The 21,755-nt window shown below is 59.5% G+C and carries 17 protein-coding genes and 1 pseudogene; 16 read left to right on the top strand and 2 right to left on the bottom strand.

Annotated elements, in window-relative coordinates; translation table 11 throughout:
• The first annotated feature begins 51 nt into the window (after positions 1-51).
• From eno to gltA, 9 genes are all read left to right on the top strand, one after another.
• Positions 52-1,356, top strand: coding sequence for a phosphopyruvate hydratase (gene eno, locus JKL46_RS28375; protein ID WP_201839851.1), 1,305 nt, complete (start codon positions 52-54; stop codon positions 1,354-1,356).
• A gap of 379 nt (positions 1,357-1,735) precedes the next feature.
• Positions 1,736-2,740: a VOC family protein gene (locus JKL46_RS28370; protein ID WP_201839848.1), complete on the top strand. Its 1,005-nt coding sequence runs from the start codon at positions 1,736-1,738 to the stop codon at positions 2,738-2,740.
• A 39-nt stretch (positions 2,741-2,779) separates the two neighbouring features.
• Positions 2,780-3,322, top strand: coding sequence for a carboxymuconolactone decarboxylase family protein (locus tag JKL46_RS28365; protein ID WP_201839846.1), 543 nt, complete (start codon positions 2,780-2,782; stop codon positions 3,320-3,322).
• A gap of 49 nt (positions 3,323-3,371) precedes the next feature.
• Positions 3,372-4,589, top strand: a complete 1,218-nt coding sequence (locus JKL46_RS28360; RefSeq protein WP_201839844.1) for an amino acid ABC transporter substrate-binding protein — start codon at positions 3,372-3,374, stop codon at positions 4,587-4,589.
• Between the two features lie 92 nt (positions 4,590-4,681).
• On the top strand, positions 4,682-5,779 hold the full coding sequence (locus JKL46_RS28355) for an alcohol dehydrogenase catalytic domain-containing protein (protein WP_201839887.1): 1,098 nt from the start codon (positions 4,682-4,684) through the stop codon (positions 5,777-5,779).
• Between the two features lie 172 nt (positions 5,780-5,951).
• Positions 5,952-6,518 (top strand): NAD(P)H-dependent oxidoreductase, encoded by a 567-nt coding sequence (locus JKL46_RS28350; protein ID WP_201839842.1) that lies wholly within the window; start codon positions 5,952-5,954, stop codon positions 6,516-6,518.
• 24 nt (positions 6,519-6,542) lie between these two features.
• The gene (ppc, locus tag JKL46_RS28345) at positions 6,543-9,299 is read left to right on the top strand and encodes a phosphoenolpyruvate carboxylase (protein WP_201839840.1); all 2,757 of its coding nucleotides are present in this window, start codon (positions 6,543-6,545) and stop codon (positions 9,297-9,299) included.
• A gap of 12 nt (positions 9,300-9,311) precedes the next feature.
• Entirely contained in the window at positions 9,312-9,428 is a 117-nt protein-coding gene (locus JKL46_RS37010) for a 4Fe-4S dicluster domain-containing protein (RefSeq protein ID WP_201839838.1), read from the top strand.
• 55 nt (positions 9,429-9,483) lie between these two features.
• Positions 9,484-10,767 carry a citrate synthase gene (gltA, locus tag JKL46_RS28335; protein WP_201839836.1) on the top strand — a complete coding sequence of 428 codons (1,284 nt, stop codon included), beginning with the start codon at positions 9,484-9,486 and terminating at the stop codon, positions 10,765-10,767.
• A 918-nt stretch (positions 10,768-11,685) separates the two neighbouring features.
• Here gltA and JKL46_RS28330 read toward each other — a convergent pair.
• Positions 11,686-12,720 carry a phosphotransferase family protein gene (locus JKL46_RS28330; protein ID WP_246529588.1) on the bottom strand — a complete coding sequence of 345 codons (1,035 nt, stop codon included), beginning with the start codon at positions 12,718-12,720 and terminating at the stop codon, positions 11,686-11,688.
• 10 nt (positions 12,721-12,730) lie between these two features.
• The gene (locus JKL46_RS28325) at positions 12,731-13,726 is read right to left on the bottom strand and encodes a C-terminal binding protein (protein WP_201839834.1); all 996 of its coding nucleotides are present in this window, start codon (positions 13,724-13,726) and stop codon (positions 12,731-12,733) included.
• Between the two features lie 785 nt (positions 13,727-14,511).
• On the opposite strand from JKL46_RS28325, the gene JKL46_RS28320 reads away from it, so the two are divergent.
• The 7 genes and pseudogenes from JKL46_RS28320 to JKL46_RS28290 form a co-directional block, all read left to right on the top strand.
• Complete coding sequence (locus JKL46_RS28320; protein ID WP_201839831.1) at positions 14,512-15,558, top strand: LacI family DNA-binding transcriptional regulator; 1,047 nt, start codon at positions 14,512-14,514, stop codon at positions 15,556-15,558.
• 315 nt (positions 15,559-15,873) lie between these two features.
• The gene (locus JKL46_RS28315; protein ID WP_246529587.1) at positions 15,874-16,779 is read left to right on the top strand and encodes a LysR family transcriptional regulator; all 906 of its coding nucleotides are present in this window, start codon (positions 15,874-15,876) and stop codon (positions 16,777-16,779) included.
• 584 nt (positions 16,780-17,363) lie between these two features.
• Complete coding sequence (locus JKL46_RS28310; RefSeq protein WP_201839825.1) at positions 17,364-18,584, top strand: IS4 family transposase; 1,221 nt, start codon at positions 17,364-17,366, stop codon at positions 18,582-18,584.
• Positions 18,585-18,591: 7 nt separating this feature from the next.
• The gene (gene tnpA, locus JKL46_RS28305; protein ID WP_201839822.1) at positions 18,592-18,996 is read left to right on the top strand and encodes an IS66 family insertion sequence element accessory protein TnpA; all 405 of its coding nucleotides are present in this window, start codon (positions 18,592-18,594) and stop codon (positions 18,994-18,996) included.
• A gap of 138 nt (positions 18,997-19,134) precedes the next feature.
• Entirely contained in the window at positions 19,135-20,172 is a 1,038-nt protein-coding gene (locus JKL46_RS28300) for an IS110 family RNA-guided transposase (protein ID WP_201839819.1), read from the top strand.
• Positions 20,173-20,566: 394 nt separating this feature from the next.
• Positions 20,567-21,079, top strand: a pseudogene (locus tag JKL46_RS28295) (transposase); the annotation flags it as partial.
• A gap of 56 nt (positions 21,080-21,135) precedes the next feature.
• On the top strand, positions 21,136-21,755 hold a 620-nt coding region (locus JKL46_RS28290; protein WP_246529586.1), incomplete at its 3' end, for a tyrosine-type recombinase/integrase.

Here is a 21,755-nt window from a genome sequence, read left to right as displayed (position 1 = left end):
CGACATAGAAAGATCCGGCCCTCAAACCCGGGCTGAACACAGGAATATGCCATGACTGACACAACAATTGCTCAAGTTCTCGGCAGACGGGTCTGGGACTCGCGCGGCCGGCCGACTGTCGAGGCGGAGGTCACCCTGTCATGCGGCGCAATTGGCCGCGCAATCGCTCCTGCGGGAGCCTCCACGGGCAGCGGAGAGGCGCTCGATCTTCGCGACGGCGGGACGTCACTCGGCGGGATGAATGTAGCGCGAGCGCTTGGAGGGCTAAACGGCGAGGTCGCCCAGGCTCTGGCGGGAGCAGATGCCCGTGACCAATCTGCCGTCGACGAACGCTTGATTGCACTCGATGGCACGGCAAACCGCAGTCGTCTTGGTGGTAACGCAATCGTCGCAACGTCCATGGCAGTATTGCATGCCGCCGCAGCTGCGGCGGAGCAGCCGCTTTGGAGCTATCTTGCCAACGGACGTCCAGTCCGGTTGCCGCTGCCTGAAATCCAGATCTTTGGCGGAGGGGCCCACGCGGCGCGCCGGGTGGACGTCCAGGATTTTATGATCATGTGCCCGTCCGCGAGCAGCTTTGGTGACGCACTGGAGTGGACTGCGGAGGTGTACCGTGCCGCCGGCGCGCTCATGAAGAAAAAGGGCAAGTTGCAAGGGGTGGCCGACGAAGGTGGGTATTGGCCAGCCTTCAATTCGAATGAAGAAGCTCTTGATGCTTTGATGCAGTCCATTACCGATGCGGGTCTCCGCCCTGGCGATGACGTGGTCATTTCGCTCGATATCGCAGCGTCCGAATTTGGGAAAGAAGGGCGTTATACTCTTGCGCTTGACGGGCGCAGCCTTGATACCGAGGGCTTGATCGGGATGCTAGGAGGCTGGATCAACAATTATCCAATTCTCTCGATCGAGGATCCTGTCGGTGAGGACGATCCTGAAGGCTTCCGTCGCTTCACCGAGGCCTATGGTGCAGCGTGCCAGATCATCGGCGACGACTTTTTGGTGACAAACGCTGACCGCGTGGCCTCGGCCGCGACGGAACGTTTCGTCAATGCAGTGTTGATTAAGCCAAACCAGGCCGGAACTATTAGCGAGACTCATGCTGCACTGACTGCCGGCAAAAATGCTGGATTTGGAACGATTGTGTCCGCTCGATCTGGCGAAACTGAAGACGTGACGATCGCCCATCTCTCGGTCGGGTGGGATGCTGGTCAGCTCAAGGTTGGTTCATTCTCTCGATCGGAGCGCATGGCGAAGTGGAACGAAGTCCTCCGTATTGAGGAATCGCTTGGCCGCGATGCGACGTTTGCGGGCTGGGCAGCTCTCCCGCTTAAAGCTCGGCCGCGCTGGCTGACGTAGGCGGAAGTAAGCTGGCGTGGCCTCATGAGTCACCAGGGAGAAACTGGAGCCACCTCAGGAAAAGAACTTTGGATGGGTCGTGTGCGAACGTTCGCAAGGATGTATCTGGAGATGGTGCTCAAGTCGGGAGACAATCTCAACCTTCGCCATGGGGAAAGGCGCTTGGCTGTAAGGCCTTCTGCCCCTTGTTCAGCGCTCCCCCATCTCGGAAACAGGGTTTTGACCCGAACTCGCATGAGGTAGAGCGCACTTTGTCAAACTGGGCCCGTGATATTCGCGGAAGTCTTGACAAGCCGTCCGTCCAAGCGTAGTCAATGCTAACGTTCGCATAGATTTGGAATGAAGCGCCGTCGCACGATCCATCAGCCCTGAGGTCCCTATGCTGCCCGCTGTCAACCTTCGACCACCCTTCAACATCACGCGTACGAGCCATATTGTGCTCACAGTGTCTGACTTGGCCAAAAGCCGCGACTTCTATGTCAACATTGCGGGGCTGGTCGTAACCGAGGAGGATAGCGAAGTCTGCTACCTTAGAGGCCTGGCTGAGGCTTGCCATCACAGCCTTGTCTTGGTCCAATCCAAGGGTGAAATTTGCTGCAAGCGTTTCGGTTTGCGGGTCTTCTTTGAAGAGGATCTCGACCAAGCCTATGAGTTCTTCAAGGGCCAAGGCTTGCCTGCGGAATGGGCTGATGTGGCCCATCAAGGCCGCACTCTCCATGTCGAGGACCCCAGTGGCACCAAGCTGGAGCTCTGCGCTCAGATGGAGACACGGCCACGCTTATACCTGGAGCATGAGATCCAGAAAGGCGCGCACGCGCTCATGCTGGACCACACACAGCTTCTCGTGCCCAACCCGGCTGCCCTTTGGGCATTCTACAGTGAGCTCGGCTTCCGCAACTCCGAATATATCGCTCATGGCGACAGCCTGGTGGGCGCTTTCATGTACCGCAAGGGCACGTGCCTGGACGTGGCGATCTTTGGAGGTGAAGGGCCACGTCTGCACCATTTTGCATACACCGTGCCAGAGCCTAGCCACATCTTCAAAGCATGTGATCTGGCTGGGAACTATGGTTACGCCGACGCGGTAGAGCGCGGCCCAGGTCGACATGGACCGGGCGGGATGCTGTTCGTCTACCTCAGAGATCCGGACGGACACAGGATTGAACTGTTTAACAGCCATTATCGAACAATCGACATTGAAATCGAGCCGGTGCGCTGGGAGGCGGCATCCTTGAGCACCAATGTGCATTGGGGCCTTCCTGCTCCGGCACGCTGGTACTTTGAAGCATCCCCGTTCGAAGGCACGCCGCTCGTTGCTCCGGCTCAAAAGCCGAATCCGGAAACCCTTGAGCGTTATACGCAAAAGCTGGCCGCCCAGACCTAAGCATCAACCAAGACCACATACCGAGAAGGACCAAGACCAATGGCAAGAGTCAAATATCTGCAACCGGACGAAATCGAGAAGAAGGACAAAGCGCTCTTTGACCGCCTTCAGCGCGAGCGGAAGGTCCCAACCGGCAACATCTTTCTCGCCCTTGCGAACGTTCCCCAAATGCTGGATGGCTTCCTGACGTACGCAAATTCACTGAGAGCCGGTGATCTCAGCCCAAAGCTCCGTGAAATGGCAGTCCTGACCGTAGGGCATTGTACCGCCTCCGAGTATGAAATTGCGCATCATCATTCGCACGGCCTAAAGGCTGGAATTACTGCGGAACAGCTTGAGGCCATTCCTAATTTCGAAACATCTTCGCTGTTCAACGATGAAGAGCGTGCGGTCATGAGCCTTGCGAAGGAGTCAACTCTCCGCGTCGATGTGACCGATCAAACCTGGAATCAAGCGACCAAGTTCCTGAGTGAGACGCAGATGGTCGAACTTGTACTCACGATTGCTTGGTACAATTCGGGGGTTCGCATCATGGGTGCTCTCGGCATTGACCTTGAGGATAGCTACCGCAACCCGCACTAACCCATTTCACTATCTGATCCGGACGACAGCAGAAACGAGGGAGGAAACTATGAAAATAAATGCGCTGCACCCGCATCGGCGTGCGTTCCTGGTAGGCACTAGCCTTCTGGCACTGTCTACAACTCTTCCAGCCCAAGCACAGGATGCAAGTGCTCCAATTCGTGTCGGCCAGACGCTGCCGCTCACGGGCCCCCTCGCTTCGGTCGGCACGATCCATAAACTGGCCGCCGAAGTCTTTGTAGAGGCTTTGAACAAGCGCGGCGGCCTTCTAGGGCGCAAGGTTGAGCTGGTGCTGCTCGACGATCAATCGCAGCCCGGGAACACGCGCACGTCGTATGAACGCCTTATTACCTCCGACAAAGTCGATCTTCTGATGGGGCCTTATGGCACGAGTTCGATTATCGCTGCCATGGGCGTTGCACAGCGCTATAGCAAGTTGTTTATCCAGAGCAGCCTTGGCGACCCAAGCCTTGCTCCTTACGACATGCAGTTCCCCGCTCTTCCGCTCGGCCCGGACCCACGCATCGCTGATACCGAAATCCTGCTCGACGCCTTTGCAAGTACACCCAACCCGCCTAAGTCGATCGCGATTGTCACCAGCAAGTTCCCATCCGCTCTCGATCTCGCCAACGGCGCTGAGGAGGTCGCAACAAAGCGTGGCCTGAAGGTCGTGCTTTCGCTTCAATATGAATTTGGCACCCGAGATTTCGGTGGCATCGCCGCCCGTATCAAGGATGCAAACCCAGATCTTCTGTGGTCTGGAGCGGTCGGGCTCGAGGCGAGCCAACTGCTCGATGCCATGAAGCGCATTGACTATAAGCCCCAGCGCCAATTCTATCTGTTCCCCGCACCGGGACCGACGGTGACTAATCCTAATGCGGACGGTTTGACCAGTCTAACTTGGTTTGAGAACCAAGAACCGTTCACGAAGAACAAAGGCGCGGCTGAATTCGTTTCACTTTACAATGAGCGGGCAAAGGCAGCCAACCTTCCCTGGCCTCAAGTCGATTACCAGGCCGCATCGGAGTACGCGGCCTGGCAAATCCTTGAGGCAGCCGCCTCCGGAGTCGGCAAGATCGATGACAAGGCGATGGCTGCCTGGTTGAAAGCCAACACCGTTAACACCGTTCTCGGTACACATCGGTTCGATGGAAAGTTTAACAGTGGCTCAGCCGACACAAAGGTGAAGCAGGTTCAGGACGGAAAGTGGATCACCGTGTGGCCCGCCAATTACCGGGCGCCCGGCGTAACATTCATCGCGCCGTGAGCCGTCACATAACCATTCTTGATGTCGCTGCTCTGTTTAAGCTTAGGCCAGAGCATCTAATAAACTGAGGGAGGATTTCGATGGAAAGGACAATGGTTGCAGCGAGGCTGCACGCTCTCCACACCCCGATGACGCTGGATACCATCCCAGTTCCCAAACCGCGCCCAAATGACGTTTTGGTAAACGTTAAAGCCTGCGGGATTGTCCCGAACATGGGAAACGTCATCAACAATTGGATGACGTGGTTCCCGCATCAGCCCCTGCCGAAGTTCCCAGCAATCTTCGGCCTGGACCCGGCCGGCGTTGTGGAAGAGGTGGGTGAAGCCGTCATCAATGTGAAACCAGGTGATCGGGTTTACGTAAGCCCACTACGTTCCTGTGGTTCCTGTCAAGCCTGCAGATCTGGTCACCGCAGTTTGTGCCGCTACTACACCTTGAACGGCTATTTCAGCACGAGCCGAGACGGGCAGCGGATTTTTGATCTGCATCCCTATGGCGGCTTCAGTGAGTATATGACGGCACCTGAATACGCTCTGGTCAATATTCCGGACAACTTGAGTTTCGAGCAAGCTGGCAGGTTCGGGTATTTGGGAACCTCCTACGGGGCGTTGAAAAATGCAGGAGCAGGCCCTGGCCAAGTGGGTCTGATCGACGGCATCACCGGGACCCTCGGTGTAGCCTCGACAGTGCTGGGCTTGGCAATGGGCCTATCCCGCATCCTCGGCACTGGACGGGATGAGAACCTGCTCAAGCGCGTCAAGGCGCTCGCTCCCGATCGGATCGAGGTCATGAAGCTTGATGACGGATCGACTGGGGATTGGGCCAAATCGCTCACCGGCGGCGAAGGCGTAGACTTCGTCATCAGCGCGCTTGGTGCCAAAGCTCCTGCCGCGACTATGCAAGACTCCATGAAAGGTGTGCGCCGAGGCGGCAAGGTCGTGGTGGTCGGTGGAGTCGCAGAAGATCTGCCGGTCGACGTCAAGTGGCTGATGGATGAGCAGGTTCAATTGATCGGCTCAAACTGGTTCACAGCTGCGCAGGGCCAAGAGATGGCCGAGATGGTGCGCACCGGAACGATTGATCTATCGTATTTGGAACATAGAAGGTTCCCGCTGGCACAGGTTAACGAGGCTATCTCTGGCCTGAAGGACCGTGACGGCGGCTTCAGCAACTATGTCGTGATCCCGTAAACGGCCAGGTGCCAGCCAACTCTGAGGTGATCGACCGGCGCGATTCGCAGCTCCGGTTGATCGGGCATTGCAATCACTTCTCGAGGTGCAGTTTGAACCTCGAGTTTCCAGCGAGGCGTCGCGCCTCATCTTGGGTCGGGCCGGTGAGGCCCAGCGATAATGGAGTAGAGTCGTGGCACAGTCGTTTGATGTCGCTGTCGTGGTCGGAAGTCTGCGCAAGGAGTCGCTGAACCGAAAGGTCGCATTGGCTTTGGCGCAGCTTGCCCCCCCTGCTCTCAGGCTTGAACTCGTAGAGATCGGAGATCTCCCTCTCTACAATCAAGATTTGGAAGAGCACGACACACCGGCATCATGGACGAGGTTCCGTGATCGTATCAAAGCAGCCGATGCGGTTCTGTTTGTTACGCCAGAGTATAACCGTTCGGTTCCCAGCGCGATGAAGAACGCGCTTGACGTTGGTTCACGGCCATTCGGGAAGAATGCTTGGAACGGAAAGCCAGGCGCCGTAATCAGCGTATCGCCAGGGGCGCTCGGGGGGGTGGCTGCAAACCATCACCTTCGTCAATCTCTTGTCTCGCTGAACGTTGCCGTGCTTCCGCAGCCCGAGGTTTACTTGGGAGGCGCCGGTAACCTTTTTGATCCGGAGGGCCGGATCGCCAACGAGAGTACTCAAGCCTTCCTGCGCAGCTTCACAGAAGCATTCCTGATTTGGGTCCAGCGGAATGGCAGTGGCGCTTGAGGAATAACGGAGCCTCTAGGGACAATGAACCGGTTGGAACAGGCCAAGGAAGCCCCTCTCCGCAACGATATCCGGCTCTTGGGACGTATTCTCGGCGATACGATCCGAAATCAGGAGGGAGACGCGGTTTTCGACATCGTTGAGCGTGTTCGCACAACATCGATCCGGTTCCATCGTGATGAGGATGAGGCCGCCAGTAGGGAACTCGAAGCCACCCTTGACAGCCTTTCCGGTGACCGAGCAAACCAGATCATCCTCGCATTCAGCTATTTCTCGCATTTGGCTAACATCGCTGAGGACACCCACCACGTCCGCCGGTCCCGTGTCCATGCGATGGCAGCCGCCGACCCACGCGAGGGCACTGTCGCCCGGGCTCTCACGCAGGTGCAAGAAGAAGGTATAAGCCAGGAGGCGCTCCAAGCCTTTTTCCAATCTGCACTCATCTGCCCGGTCCTTACCGCACACCCCACGGAGGTTCGCCGCAAGAGCACGATTGATCGGGAGATGGAGATCTATCAAATCCTCTCCGCGCGGGACCGACAGCATCTGACGCCTGTCGAGGAGGCGGCAAGTGAGGAAGCTTTACGCCGCGCAATCCTGACCCTGTGGCAGACGAGCATCCTTCGGCGGACCCGATTGAAGGTCATAGATGAGGTCAATAATGGCCTCTCGTATTATGATTATACCTTCCTGAGAGAATTGCCTCAGATCTATGCTGCGATTGAGGATCGTTTGGCGCACGATGATCCTACCTGGGCCAGTCTCGAGTTGCCGTCCTTTTTCCAGATGGGCAGCTGGATCGGTGGCGATCGGGACGGAAACCCTTTCGTGACGGCGGACGTCCTCCGTCAAGCGCTAACCCTCCAGAGCCAGCGGGCGCTGGGCTTCTATCTGGAAGAGTTGCATTGCCTGGGAGCCGAGCTATCCCTCGACAGGCGCTATATTACGATCTCTCCTCAGGCTTACGAGCTCGCAAGTTGTTCGCCTGATCAATCACCGCACCGGCAGGACGAGCCTTACCGGCGTGCCATCTCCGGAATGTATTCTCGACTCTCTGCTACGGCCGCGGCTTTAGGGCTCCCTGAGATTGGACGTCAACCTGTCGGTGACGCTCCACCTTATCGGCATCCCGCAGAGCTTGCTGACGATCTGACGATCATCCATCGATCCCTTCAGTCCAACGGATCCGCGAGTTTGGCACGCGGTCGATTGCGTCACCTGCGCCGCGCCGTCAGCGTGTTCGGGTTCCATCTGGCCAGCCTCGACATGCGCCAGAATTCCGACGTTCATCAGCGCGTGGTCGCCGAGCTTTTCGAGAAAGCCGTTCCCGGAACCGCCTATGAAGGGCTGCCGGAAGACGAGCGCGTTGCCTTGCTTCTGAAAGAACTTCAGACGCCGCGCCTTCTCACGTCGCCCTACCTCGACTATTCGCCGGAGACCGCATCCGAACTGGCCATCGTTCACGAAGCGGCCGAGGCCCATCGGCGCTATGGCCGCGCGGCCGTGCCGAACTACGTCATCTCCAAGGCGAGCGATCCCTCCGACATCCTGGAGGTGGCTCTTCTCCTGAAGGAGGCCGGTCTCCTGCGACCGCGTGACGGCGAGATGGACGTGAACATCATCCCGCTCTTCGAGACCATCGCGGATCTGCAAAACTGCAGCGGCGTGATGGATGCGCTGTTCGCCCTGCCGGACTACATGCGCCTGCTGCGCAGCCGTGGACAGGCCCAGGAGGTGATGCTCGGCTATTCCGACAGCAACAAAGACGGCGGCTTCCTCACCTCCGGCTGGGAGCTCTACAAGGCGGAGATCGAGCTGATCGAGGTGTTCAGGCGCCACTGCGTGGCGCTTCGGCTCTTCCACGGCCGAGGCGGTTCCGTGGGCCGCGGCGGCGGGCCGAGCTATCAGGCGATCCTGGCGCAGCCGGGCGGGGCCGTGCAGGGCGCCATCCGGATCACCGAACAGGGCGAGGTGATTGCCGGCAAATACTCCAATCCGGATCTCGGGCGCCGCAATCTTGAAATCCTCGCCGCGGCCACGCTCGAGGCCTCTCTGCTGCATTCGGGCCAGTCCGCTCCGCGCGACGAGTACCTGAAGGCGATGGAGGAGCTTTCGAACAGCGCCTTCAAGGCGTATCGGGCGCTCGTCTATGAGACCGAAGGGTTCGAGCGCTATTTCTGGGAATCGACCGTCATCGGCGAGATCGCCAATCTGAATATCGGCAGCCGGCCGGCCTCGCGCACGAACTCGCGGCGCATCGAGGATCTGCGCGCCATCCCATGGGTGTTCGGCTGGGCGCAGTGCCGCCTCATGCTGCCGGGCTGGTACGGCTTCGGCTCCGCGGTGAACGAATGGCTCGAAAAGCGGCCCGATACGGGCTTGGCGCTGCTGCAGGAGATGTACCGCGACTGGCCGTTCTTCCAGGCGCTGCTCTCGAACATGGACATGGTCCTGGCGAAGAGCAACATCGCGATCGCCTCGCGTTATGCGAACCTCGTCGCGGACGACGCCTTGCGCGAGGCCATCTTCCCGCGCCTGCGCCGCGAATGGGAGGATTCGATCAGGCAGCTGCTTGCCATAACCGGCCAGACAAATCTGCTCGAGAAAAACCCATTCCTTGCGCGTTCGATCCGCAATCGATTTCCCTACCTCGATCCATTAAACCACCTACAGGTCGAACTTTTGAAGCGCCATCGCGCCGGCGACTTGGACGAGAAGGTTCTGGAGGGCATCCATCTTACCATCAACGGTATCGCCGCAGGACTGCGCAACAGCGGGTAAATCACGATCAATTTGCCTAACGGCGCGCGCTACGAGCTCAACGCCGAAAACTGCATCCATCGCGAGACCTGCGACATCAAGGATGCAAATCATGACACCAACTGGCCACGCTTAAGGGCGGGGTGCTGAACGACGCCAATATGTAGCCAAAGATCATTCACCAAGTCAGCAAGGAGCATGAGGAATGGATTGTACCCTCATCATTGACAACAAAGCTCTCGAACAGCCGGTCAAAGAAGGCACCATCGGCCCGAGCGTCATCGACATCTCGAAGCTCTACGGCCAGACCGGGATGTTCACCTACGATCCTGGCTTCACCTCGACGGCCAGCTGCGAGTCGAAGATCACCTATATCGACGGCGATGAGGGCATCCTGCTCTATCGCGGCTATCCGATCGATCAGCTCGCCGAGCACGGTGACTTTCTCGAGACCTGCTACCTGCTCCTTTACGGAGAGCTTCCGACCGCTGCTCAAAAGGCGGATTTCGATTATCGCGTCACGCGCCACACCATGGTGCACGACCAGATGAACCGGTTCTTCACCGGATTCCGCCGCGATGCGCACCCGATGGCGATCATGGTCGCTTCCGTCGGCGCGCTCTCGGCCTTCTATCACGACTCCACCGACATCTCGGATCCGCATCAGCGCATGATCGCGTCCATGCGAATGATCGCCAAGATGCCGACGTTGGCCGCCATGGCTTACAAGTACTCCATCGGCCAGCCTTTCGTGTATCCGCAGAACGACCTGGACTACACCTCCAACTTCCTACGCATGTGCTTCGCGGTTCCGGCCGAGGAATACAAGGTCAACCCGGTACTTTCGCGGGCGCTCGACCGGATCTTCATCCTACACGCCGATCACGAGCAGAACGCCTCGACCTCGACCGTGCGTCTCGCCGGCTCGTCGGGCGCGAACCCCTTTGCCTGCATCGCGGCCGGCATCGCCTGCCTTTGGGGCCCTGCCCATGGTGGCGCGAACGAAGCGGCCCTGAAGATGCTGGAGGAGATCGGCACGCCCGACCGCATCCCGGAATACATCGCCAAGGCGAAGGATAAGAACGATCCGTTCCGCCTCATGGGCTTCGGCCACCGGGTCTACAAGAACTACGATCCGCGCGCCCGCATCATGCAGAAGACCACCCACGAGGTGCTCAACGAGCTGGGCATCAAGGACGATCCGCTCCTCGATGTGGCCGTGGAACTCGAGCAGATCGCGCTCAAGGACGAGTACTTCGTCGAGAAGAAGCTCTACCCGAACATCGACTTCTATTCGGGCATCACCCTCAAGGCGATGGGCTTCCCCACCTCCATGTTCACGGTGCTGTTCGCGCTCGCCCGCACGGTTGGCTGGATCGCCCAGTGGAGCGAGATGATCGAGGATCCGTCGCAGCGCATCGGCCGTCCGCGTCAGCTCTATACAGGCGAGACGGAGCGCGACTACGTGACCGTCCCACAGCGCGGGTAGCGGAGCCGAGTCGATCCATTGCTGCCTTTACCACTTCGGCGTTGGATGTTGTCCCAGAGATGTGTAGCCGAGCCGTCGTCGCAGATGGCGGGTTCGCAGCAAACTGCTAGATGCGGTTCGCTAGAGCATAAGGAATCAGAGAAAATTGAAGATAAACGTCGCGAACGGGGCATCTTTTCAAGATGCAAACTTACGAGACGCTTGGATTACACGCTGCCTTCCCGCCCATATCCTGGAGGCATATAGAGCAATGGCGGCTCTGACGGAGCCAGGGTCTTGCCGCTATCCCTTTGCCCAAAAACAACTTCTCCTGGCAAATCACTGTCCGTTGTCGGGACCGTTGCTGTAGTTCTATTAGCTCCGCTTCGAAGCCGAACTCTACGGTAGGAAATCCGGCTATCTTTGAACTCCTCCGCCGTTTCTAACCCTACGTCTAAGTCTGACGTTTAAGGGGTATCGCCCCATGATCGACCGTTACCTGGCGGTCTGACGGAATAGCGCACGCAGGATGAGCGATAACTTTGGGCAAGAGCGCGCGATGCTCTCATGTGGAAGTCATGTACCCCCGCCATAGTTGCTTCCATCAGAAGGCCTACGCCTGCACCATTCAGTGCTCCTGGATCCGTACACCGGCCATGCCCCAAGATGCTCCGGCGTAGTCGCAACTAGGTTTGAAGTCACACTTGAGACCTGCACGAAAAAGTCGGAAAGCTCTAAAACAGATCCTTCGGGATGCTGCAGGAGTGGATCGTATTCAATCCGAAACCGTCCGACTCACGTTGGAACACCTCCGGGTGGAGGATGAAGATCCCGGTCGCGGCCAGATCCGTTCACTCTCGGTGTGGCACTTGGCAGCACGTTTGAGGGTACGTTCGACCCATGTAGTCTTGGCTCCGACTTGATGCCGCTTGTCAGGTCTTAGGGGTCCATAGACGAGTTGTTAGCGATCGCGTGGTTCCATTCCTGCGCAATCGGAACAAGGCGTTTCCCAGGCTCAAGCAACAGCGGAATCGTAAAGGTCCGGACCAACTCTTTGTGATGTTCCTGTGTTACATACTCCACAGGGGACTTTCCGTCGATCCGAGCCAGCAGTAGCGCAGGCAAGAGTTGCGCCCCGCGCTCCTCGAGTTCCTGACGCGGCTCCCAGTTGGCCTCCTCGAAATATGCTTCAACCAAGGCCTCAAAGGCGGCAAGCAATTCCCTGCCACGATCCGGGCGCGGCAGACATTTCAGCAGCATGTGGTTCAGGCAAAATGCCAGGTCAAAAGCTGGATCGCCAAACCACGCACACTCCGCATCGAGCAACACCGGCCCGCGAGGACCGACCAGAATATTCTTCGGGCTTACGTCGCCATGCACTAGTGCCTTACGTGTACCGGCCGTGCGCTCAACCAACGCCTGCAACTGCATCCCTACCTCAGGGTGGCGCTCCGACGTTGCGACAAGGTACGGGTCGAGTCGGAGCGCACGGAAGTTCGCTGTTGTATCGAACTTGGCCGCCAACTCGGTAGAACCCGCACTCGCTTGATGGAGACGCCCAATAAGCTGTCCGACTGCGGTTGCCGTGCGCAAGGACACTTCACCCGCCATCAGCTGTTGCTTCCAGACAGGATGCTCCTCGGGAGCAAGAAACGACATCGCAAAAAGGCCTGCCTGGGGATCGTGAGCAAGCGGACGTGGCACATTGTCGGGACAATGTTGTACCGCGAACTGTATCCAAGCCCACTCGTATGCATTACGTGTTACGGGAGCCTGCCAGTCGGCCGACACCTTTAACTTCGCCAGGGCACGCTTGACGCAGATGGTTCGCCCGGGCAACTCGACCCGCCAGATGTCAGAAGACACCCCGCCTGTCAGGGGCTCCCAGCGCGTCGGTTCATCGGCACGAGCAAGCCCTTGGTTGACCAGGAAGGCTTGGAGTTCCGGCTCAGGATTCATTTGATAATTCGCCATGAACGCAACTTTAATTCGTCTGAGCGGTCGGTGCTTGCGTGGCAGGAGCGGCAGGCTTGTTTCGGGGCTGCTTTGGCATCTGACCATTCAGCACCCGCACCACTTCCTCCGCTGCGCGCTTACGCAACTCGTAGAGAGACACATCTGATGAGAACGCCACGTGAGGCGTAATCATTGCTCCTGGATGGTCCCTAAGTTCAGCAGGAACTTCGGGTTCAGTCTCGAGAACATCCAAGCCAACTGCCGAAAGGTTCCCGGTATTCAAAGCCTCGATCACGGCGTTAGTGTCAACAACCCCTCCGCGGCTGACATTCACCAGAAGTCCGCCTGGCTTCATGACCGCGAGCCGTTCGCGATTAATCAAGTGGTGTGTTGTGTCGGTGAGAGGCGCATGAATGATCACGATGTCGCTTGACGACAGAAGGGTCTCCAGATCAACAGACTCCACGCCATCTTCATCAGCTGTGAAATATGGATCGTGGGCCAACAACCGACATCCCCATGCACTTAGCTTGCGGGCCGTCGCCCGACCGATCCGCCCAAAGCCGACAATACCGCATGTTAGATGAGCCAAGCGTTGTAATTTGGCACTCGCGGGATCCCAGCGGCCCGAACGGACTTGGCGGTCGAAGAACGCAATACCGCGGGTCCAAGCAAGAGCAAACCCAACCGCCTGATCAGAAACCTCCTCGACACAGTAATCTGGCACATTGGTTACCCAGATGCCTCGAGTTGTCGCGGCTTCAACATCGATATTGTCGAGCCCTACTCCTAGGCGGGCGACGATCTTAAGCGCGGGCGCAGCCACAATAGCTTGGGCCGAGACTTGTGCCCAGCATGTCATAATCGCTGATGGCTGGTGTTGGCGCACGAGCGCCTCGACTTCCTCGGCCGAAGAGGGCTCGGACGGCCCGCTGATCAAACGCATCCCAGCAGCTTCGATGGTGCTGCGCTCGATGGAGTCGTTGGGCCAAGCGTAGTCGGTGAGCAAAATTGTATGTGTCATGGTGCTCGCGGCTCAATTGACTAGAGTTAAAGTGCGCCCAGAAACAGTAGTTTCGGAGTATTTGCCCCGTTGGACACAGGATTTAGGACTCTTGCGAGGGCTCGTTCGTCTGTTCAATCATCGCGAATAGATGCGGATGAGCATCAATAAGTCCAAAGGACATGAGGCCATAGCTTCCACCAGACGAGAGTACCGACTTCGCAATCTGGATGATCGTGTCTCCCAACCATTGGGTATTCGGCGCGGGCGATAGGCCGCTTCGGTACATTTGCCAGGGGATTTGGCTCATGATCTTTTCGAACGCCCGTCTAATGTGAGTTGCTGTTGAGACATCCATGTCTGTTTCCCTCCCGGCATCGAGTTCCCCATCAGCCGGGCAGCCGGGCGATAAGGGAGATTGCTTCTTGAAACGGCGAGTTCGGAGCCTTGAGTACTCATGTCCTGATTGCCCCCCTTGTTCGCATCCACCGGTGCCCATCCAAGTTGGATTAGGAGGAGGCTGAAAGTAATCAAGCGCTCCATCGGTCCCGCGGTTCATTAGACAGGACGCAGTGGCGAGCGCAAGTTTCTCCCGAACGGCTGCTCTCCATGCTAACGTTAGCACGAAGGTAAGCGTTTCGCCGACGGAAGTCAACAGGGTCTCTAAGTAGAACCTAAGCCTTGTGTTTTTGTACAAGTGACAGAGTTTGCCGATAAGATGAGATGCCCGGAGAGCTTTGCCAGAGGTTCGGTTCTATGCTATCGTTTGTCCAAATCAATTTACCACTTGAATGTTGTCTTATAACATGGTCACAATTAAAGACATCGCTGCCCGCTTGGAAGTCTCGGCCTCCACCGTGGGGCGTGCCTTGGCGGACGACCCCCGCATTAGCGCTGCCATGAAGCAGAAGGTGGCCGAGGTCGCTGACGAAATGGGATACGTTGCCAATCGTGCGGCCCGTATGATGCGAGGCGTATCAAGTAACCTGATCGGCCTGGTGGTCCCCGATATCCGCAACAGCTTCTATTCCACCATTGCCCATGCTCTGTCGCAGTGCCTCGAAAGCGCAGACTACCAACTCACTCTATCTGAAACTGACGACGATCGTCAGGTGGAACTGCGCCAAATTCGAGAACTCACAAGTGCCAACGTCGCAGGCATCATTATCGTGCCGAGCGCCCGCCCGCACCCCGATGCTGTGCGGTTGCTCAAATTGACGCCGCATATTCAGCTGCTGCGCAAGCACTCTTCGATCGGAGAACAGTGGTTCGGCATTGATGATACGCAAGCAATTTATCAAGCTACGAAGCACGTTGTGAACCGTGGTCACCGGCGCATAGCTTATATCGGCGGCATTGCTGAGTTGCCGACTGGCGCAGGCCGCCTCAAAGGATTCCGCGATGCCTTACGCAGCAGCGAGGCGCCGAGTAATGCTGTTGAGGAATTGGGCCCTCCATCGTCGATGGACTTTGGCCGCGATGCCTTGCGTCGTGTTCTTGCATCGTCCCCTCGCCCAACGGCAGTTGTTACCGGATCAGTTCAGATCACCCAAGCTGTCCTTGAGGAGATTTGGGCTACCGGCGTCCATGTACCGGAGGAGTTGTCCGTCGTTGGCTTCGGAGATGAGTTGGGGTTCCGCTGGTGGGGACCGGGCCTGACTACAGTGAGCTTGCCAGTCTCGGACCTAGCAACAGCGTGCGGGCTTTGGTTCGTACATCAGCTTAAGCTGAAGACCGTTAGGACAAGCCCCTACAGTTCGATCTCACCTCCAACACTCATTGTTCGCGGTAGCTGCCGCGACCACGTGGAGACACAATCTCTAAGCTCCCCTAGCCGACGCGCTGTCGGTTAAAGACAGGAATGGGGTCAGTTCCTGATTGCGCGCTGTTCAAAAGCGATGGCGTGGCGTGCCAGATGCACCAATTTACCAAAGGCTGCTCGCTAATGCTGCTCGATCATGCGGAGCGAATGCAGGCGGTCCCAGTGATCCAGCCCTGCTAGAATGCGGAGTGAAGTGTTGTTGATGAAACAATGTTGCCAGTGTCATTACTGGCTACTCGGGAGCCAATCCAACGATTTCACACATTGAACTGTTGCTGGGCCCGCCAGCATCGCTCGAACTCGCTCGATCGAGGTCAGGAAGGAGCCACCTTTGTACAGACCAGAAATGCGCGAGCTTGTTGCTTTCGTTGAGGTTGCACGCCGACTCAACTTCACCCGAGCCGCCGCCAACCTCGGTGTCTCTGTTCCAACGTTTAGCCAAACCCTCCGCGGTTTGGAAGAAAAGATCGGGGTGCGTCTTCTGACACGGACGACCCGAAGTGTTTCTCTTACGGACGCCGGTATCGAGTTCCTAGCCTCCTTGGAGCCGCTGCTCGAGAACCTTGATATCGCTCTCGATGGACTTAATCGCTTTCGCAGTGAGACGGGAGGACGACTGCGAGTCCTCGGCTCCCGCGCCGCTTCAACCCTTATTGTGGGTCCGTTGATCGCGCGCTTCCTTTCCGAACATCCCGATATCGAGCTGGAGATGCTGGTCGACGACTTACACATCGACTTGGTCGAGCACCGAATTGATGCTGGCATTCAGATTGGCGAGCGGATCGACAAGGACATGCTTGCCATACGTCTTGTTGAGCCTTTCGAAGAGGTGCTTATGGCATCGCCTGACTATCTTCGGAATCGCGTTGCGCCGCATACGCCAGCGAACCTCGCGGAACATTGGTGCGTCAGATTGCGGTCCTCTTGGGATGGAACTCTTCGTCAGTGGACACTCACAAACGGCGAGGAAAAGGCTGAGCCTTCCACAGGGGCACACTTCGTTGCCAATGATTTGAGGGTCCTCGCCTCTGTTGTAAGAAGTGGAGGCGGCATAGGGCTGTTTCCTAAGGTCTTGGTTAGAGATGCACTTGCATCGGGAGAACTCGTTCAAGTTCTCGAAGGGTGGAGTTCCTGGGTGTCCGGCATCTACCTCTTTCATCCGAGCAAGCGGCAGATGCCCGCCGCTCTCGACGCATTCATCAGGTTCATGCGGAAGAACAAGCCAGGCCCTGACTCGCTGTCATCCGGCTGATCGGCTCGCTGCCGGACGCTTGTCCATGCTCACCGCGAAGCAGAATATGATTAGCGCGATGGCCGCCATGATGACCCCAACCAGCCCGGTTATTGCCAGGTTATCCTCAGCCGCGATTACTGCTCCGCCAAGTGCAGCACCGAGCGCTAAGGCCGTTAAGCCGACGAGGAAGACACTGACCGAAATCCCAGGCGAACGTTGGAGGCACGCTCAGAACACAACGAAAGCGACCAGGTGCATGGTGAGCAGAACGCTACTCGCACGCATCATGCCACCCTCCGCGGGCTATAGGCGAGGATGGTATGAACGTTGGTGTTACGGTGCGAGGGGCATCCAACCCATCAGATGCAATCAACAAACTGGCTGCCGCCCCTTTTTGATGTCGGCGAAAAGCCTATTTCAAAACTTAACATTCCCAGAGATTCCTCAAATAGGGCAATACATACAAGCTGTAATTGCGTTCTGCAGAAGCAGGATGAGTGTCAAAAATGACAACCGGAGTGTGTACCGCTAGCCGCAATACCGTTGACTTAGGGGGTGTTCTGGGCGGATCCTCGGGGTGGGGGCGTGCGAAGGAGGCCCCGATGGCCCGCACTGCGGCACGTCTGCCGGACGGCACCCGGATCAGCGACCACGTCACCCTGGGCGTGCTCACCACCACCGTGCCGGCCGCTCTGATCGATGCGGTGCTTGCCGAGACCGGTCGGCAGAGCCAGCGCTACCGCCGTCTGCCGGCGCGTCTGGTGGTCTACTACGTCATGGCCCTCGCCCTCTATGCCCAGGCCTCCTATGGCGAGGTGCTGCGCTGCCTTGTCGAGGGCGTGCGCTGGCTGCGCCTGTCCGGCACGAACCCCGCCCTGGCCGACAAGTCCGCCATCTGCCGGGCCCGCACCCGGCTCGGGCCCGCCCCGCTCAAGGCGCTGTATGCGCGCATTGCCGCGCCGTTTGCCACCCCCGACACGCCCGGCGCCTGGTATGGCGGGCGCCGGCTGGTCAGCCTGGACGGCACCACGATCGATCTGCCCGACACGCCCGAACTCGTGGAGCGCTTCGGCCGTCCGCCAGCCTCGCGCGGCCAGAGTGGCTTTCCACAGCTGCGCCTGTTGACCCTCGCCGAGACCGGCACGCATGCGCTGTTTGCGGTGGCGCTCGACCGCTACACCACCAGCGAGGTCGGGCTGGCGCCGCCGCTGCTCGCGCGCTTGCAGCCGGGCATGCTGTGCCTGGCCGACCGCGCCTTCGCAGGCTTTGAGCTGTGGCGCACGGCCGCCGCGTCCGGAGCCGATCTGTTGTGGCGGGTGCGTCGGAACCAGGTGCTGCCCTGCTGCGAGCGTCTGCCGGACGGCTCCTATCTGAGCCGGCTTTACGCCTCGCCCAAGCAGCGCCGGCACGATGAAGGTGGACAGGTCGTGCGCGTCATCGACTATCGCTTGGAGGGCATCGTGGACGCGGAACCGCTCTACCGACTGGTCACCACGCTGCTCGACCCGGTCGCCGCGCGGGCGCTGGAGTTGGCGGCGCTCTACCACGAGCGCTGGGAAAGCGAGAGTACGTTTGCCGAACTGAAGGTGACGTTGCCGGGGGAGCGCCTGATGCTGCGCTCGCGCCGGGCCGATCTTGTGGAGCAGGAGCTCTATGGCCTGCTGCTCGTGCACTTCGCGCTGCGGAGGCTGATGCACGAGGCCAGTCAGCGGGCCGGCTGCGATCCGGATCAGCTCTCCTTCGTGCATGCGGTGCGGATCGTGCGGCGGCATCTGCCGTTCCACGCCGCGTTTCCCCCCTCGGCAACGCCAGCGCATGACTGAGTGCGTGTTGATCGAGTTGATCGCGCTGCCGGCCGAGCAGAGCCGGGGGCGGCACAACCCACGCGTGGTCAAGCGCAAGATGAGCGGCTTTCCGACCAAAGCCCGCGCCGCACCGGCCGTCACAGGCCGGATCATCGCAGCCGACCACATCCGGATTGTCGCGCCACCGCCTGACCCCGTGCTCTTGCCCGCAGCCGTGCCTCTTGCGGCTGTGTCCAAAGCCGCCGCGACGCCTGCTCCGGCACCCAAGCCGGAGACGGTCTGGCGCGCCCACATTTGCTCTTGGCAGACGAGTGGGCTGTCACGACCCGCCTACTGCCAGAGCAAGGGTCTCGCGCTGCGCTCCTTTAACGCTTGGGTCGCCCGCCTGCGCAACATCCGCCGACGCTCCAGAACGGCAACTCAGACCTAAGTCAACGGTATTGCCGCTAGATGGGGTAACGGGCCGGCGCCGAGTCTGTCTTTTCAGGCAGGGTGGTCGTCCCTCACACTGATGGTGTTGAACCGGCGTCAGGCCTTCGCCTGCGCCAAGCCTCAGGAAGGGACGACCATGGACCAGTATGCCGGAATTGATGTCTCGTTGGAATCCTCCAGCATCTGCATCGTCGATGCTCAAGGCAAGATCATCAAGGAGGCCAAAGTGGCCAGCGAACCGGAGGCGCTGATCGCCTGGTTTGCCGCGCACGAGGGACCGGTCATCCGGATCGGCCTGGAAGCCGGTCCACTCTCGCAATGGCTCTATGCTGGCCTGAGAGCGGCAGGGTTTGCAGTGGAGTTGCTGGAGACCCGGCATGTCCGCGATGCTTTCAAGGCCATGCCGGTCAAGACCGACCGCAAGGATGCCCGCGGCATTGCCCAGCTCATGCGACTGGGCTGGTTCAGGCCCGTGCATTGCAAGTCGCTGCCGGCCCAGGAGGTGCGGGCGCTTCTGACCAGCCGCAAGCTCCTGCAGGGCAAGCGCCATGATGTCGAGATGAGCCTGCGCGGCGTGCTGCGGGGCTTCGGCCTGAAGGTCGGGCCGACCACCCCCAGGACCTTCGAGGCCCGGGTGCGTGAGCTGGTCGAGCATCATCCCACCCTCAGCTTGATTGCCGATGCGCTGTTGAAGGCGTGGGCGAGCCTGGCGCAGGAATTCCGGCGCATCGAGAAGAAGCTTCTGGCGCTGGCTCGTGCCGACACCCAGGTGCGCTGTCTGATGACGACCCCTGGGGTCGGAGCCCTGGTGGCGCTGACCTTCACCTCGGCCATTGATGATCCAGGACGCTTTCGCTCCTCCCGCGCCGTTGGGGCGCACTTTGGTTTGACCCCGAAGAAGTACCAGTCCGGCGAGACTGATGTCACTGGGCGGATCTCACGGATCGGCGATCATGGCGTGCGCACGGCCCTCTATGAGGCGGCTAACGTGATGCTGACACGGCCGGTCAAAGGCTCGGCCCTCAAGCGCTGGGCTCTGAGCCTGGCCAAGCGCGCTGGCATGCGCAAGGCGAAGGTGGCACTGGCCCGCAAACTGGCGGTCGTGCTGCATACGATGATGCGCCATGGCAAGCCGTTCAGCCTGGTGGGACAATTGGGAGCGGCGATGGCATAATGGTCAGCACAGGAGAATAGAGTTTACACAGTATCCAGTCGGGCTCAGACACCAGGCCCGGCTGGTGCGAGGTCCCATCGCCGGGACGATGGATCCGGTCAGGTCGCTAAGAACGGAGCAGCTCTCAGGATAACTGCGCGCCCTAGATTGGCCGACCGATCCTTATCAGACCCCATCAGGCAGCGGCCCTGGCGCCGACTGCGGACAGAAGCAAAACTCCGGCGACGGGATGAAGCACGCAAGGGATTGACAACCAAGGGCCCGTTACAGAAGCCGTTCTTATGCACGAGAGGAATGGAGAAGGGCTGGCGGATGTAGCTTAAGCCCCTGAAGCAGCGTAGGATTTGGTTGCTGACACCCGTCCTGCAACCCCTTCAAAGCTGCCACACCCGCCATGCCGGACGATACAACCCCGACGTTCCCGTTTCCAGCCTTCTCCCGCAAGAAGATCACCGCCGCTTTCGACAGTGGGCGCCTCTCCTCAGACGGTGGTGTCATGCTCTTGGCTCAGGCCGAGCGCCGCCTTGGCATCGCCGAGCGGCTGGCGCGCGTCATCCCGGATCGGCGCGATCCGACCCGCGTGACGCACGCGATCCCGGATATGATCCGCGCCCGCATCTTCGCGATTGCGTGCGGCTATGAGGATTGCAACGACTTCGGTCCGCCGCGCGCGGATCCGGCGTTCAAACTCGCCTGCGGGCGCCTGCCCGAGACGGGCACTGATCTGGCCTCGCAGCCGACGCTCTCGCGCCTGGAGAATGCCCCAACGATCCGGGATGCCATCCGCCTGAGCTACGCTCTGGTCGACCAGTGGATGGACAGCTATGCCACGCCACCCGACGGGGTGGTGCTGGACATCGACGACACCTGTGATGTCGTCCATGGCCATCAGCAACTCTCCTTGTTCATGTATGTTACTTGGAATCCGGCGGAGTTGGCCGGGCCGCGAGACTGGGGGCGACGATGCCATCCAAGTCGATCGAGGAGCGTTTTCCCGCGCTGGCCATGTGCCCGCCGGCACTGGCCTGGCTTCGTATGCGCGCCGACCTTGGGCTGGCGCCGCGCACGATCGATGCCTACGGTCGCGGCCTCGCCGAGTATCTGGCCTTCTGCGCCTCGCAATCGGTCAGCGTCGTCGATGCCGGACGTGACCATGTCGCGCGCTTCGTGCGCGAGCTGACCGATCGACCATCGCGCCGCCCCGAGCTTCTTCCTTCCGCGCCGTCGCCGCCCCGGCTCGCCAACGCCACGATCCAGCAACGGCTGACGGCGGTGCGGCTGTTCTACGACTATCTCGTCGAAGAGGGCTTGCGCGTCACGAGCCCGGTCGGCCGCGGCCGCTACACACCTGGCGCACGTCCAGGATCCGCCCGGCGCGGTCTCGTGCCCCGCTACGTGTCCCTGCCGTGGATCCCCAACGAGGACGGCTGGGCGGCGATCCTGGCGATTGCGGCCGCCGAGCCGATCCGCAATCGTACGATGCTCGCCTTTGCCTATGACGCAGGTCTCAGACGCGAGGAGCTCTGCGCCCTGCGGACCGACGACATCGATCCTGCACGCCGCATGCTGCGCGTGCGCGCCGA

The sequence above is a fragment of the Microvirga zambiensis WSM3693 genome (assembly GCF_016735695.1).
Lineage (GTDB): Bacteria > Pseudomonadota > Alphaproteobacteria > Rhizobiales > Beijerinckiaceae > Microvirga > Microvirga zambiensis.
Note: the sequence above shows the minus strand (reverse complement) of the source record. Positions and strands in the feature narration are given on the sequence as shown.

Excerpts from the sequence above, each read along its gene's own strand:
- JKL46_RS28315 (WP_246529587.1), top strand. The coding sequence starts at position 15,874 with ATGCGCGAGCTTGTTGCTTTCGTTGAGGTTGCACGCCGACTCAACTTC.
- eno (WP_201839851.1), top strand. The coding sequence starts at position 52 with ATGACTGACACAACAATTGCTCAAGTTCTCGGCAGACGGGTCTGGGAC.
- JKL46_RS28320 (WP_201839831.1), top strand. The coding sequence starts at position 14,512 with ATGGTCACAATTAAAGACATCGCTGCCCGCTTGGAAGTCTCGGCCTCC.
- JKL46_RS28310 (WP_201839825.1), top strand. The coding sequence starts at position 17,364 with ATGGCCCGCACTGCGGCACGTCTGCCGGACGGCACCCGGATCAGCGAC.
- JKL46_RS28360 (WP_201839844.1), top strand. The coding sequence starts at position 3,372 with ATGAAAATAAATGCGCTGCACCCGCATCGGCGTGCGTTCCTGGTAGGC.
- JKL46_RS28325 (WP_201839834.1), bottom strand. The coding sequence starts at position 13,726 with ATGACACATACAATTTTGCTCACCGACTACGCTTGGCCCAACGACTCC.
- JKL46_RS28365 (WP_201839846.1), top strand. The coding sequence starts at position 2,780 with ATGGCAAGAGTCAAATATCTGCAACCGGACGAAATCGAGAAGAAGGAC.
- JKL46_RS28300 (WP_201839819.1), top strand. The coding sequence starts at position 19,135 with ATGGACCAGTATGCCGGAATTGATGTCTCGTTGGAATCCTCCAGCATC.
- JKL46_RS28355 (WP_201839887.1), top strand. The coding sequence starts at position 4,682 with ATGGTTGCAGCGAGGCTGCACGCTCTCCACACCCCGATGACGCTGGAT.
- JKL46_RS28330 (WP_246529588.1), bottom strand. The coding sequence starts at position 12,720 with ATGGCGAATTATCAAATGAATCCTGAGCCGGAACTCCAAGCCTTCCTG.
- gltA (WP_201839836.1), top strand. The coding sequence starts at position 9,484 with ATGGATTGTACCCTCATCATTGACAACAAAGCTCTCGAACAGCCGGTC.
- JKL46_RS28370 (WP_201839848.1), top strand. The coding sequence starts at position 1,736 with ATGCTGCCCGCTGTCAACCTTCGACCACCCTTCAACATCACGCGTACG.
- ppc (WP_201839840.1), top strand. The coding sequence starts at position 6,543 with ATGAACCGGTTGGAACAGGCCAAGGAAGCCCCTCTCCGCAACGATATC.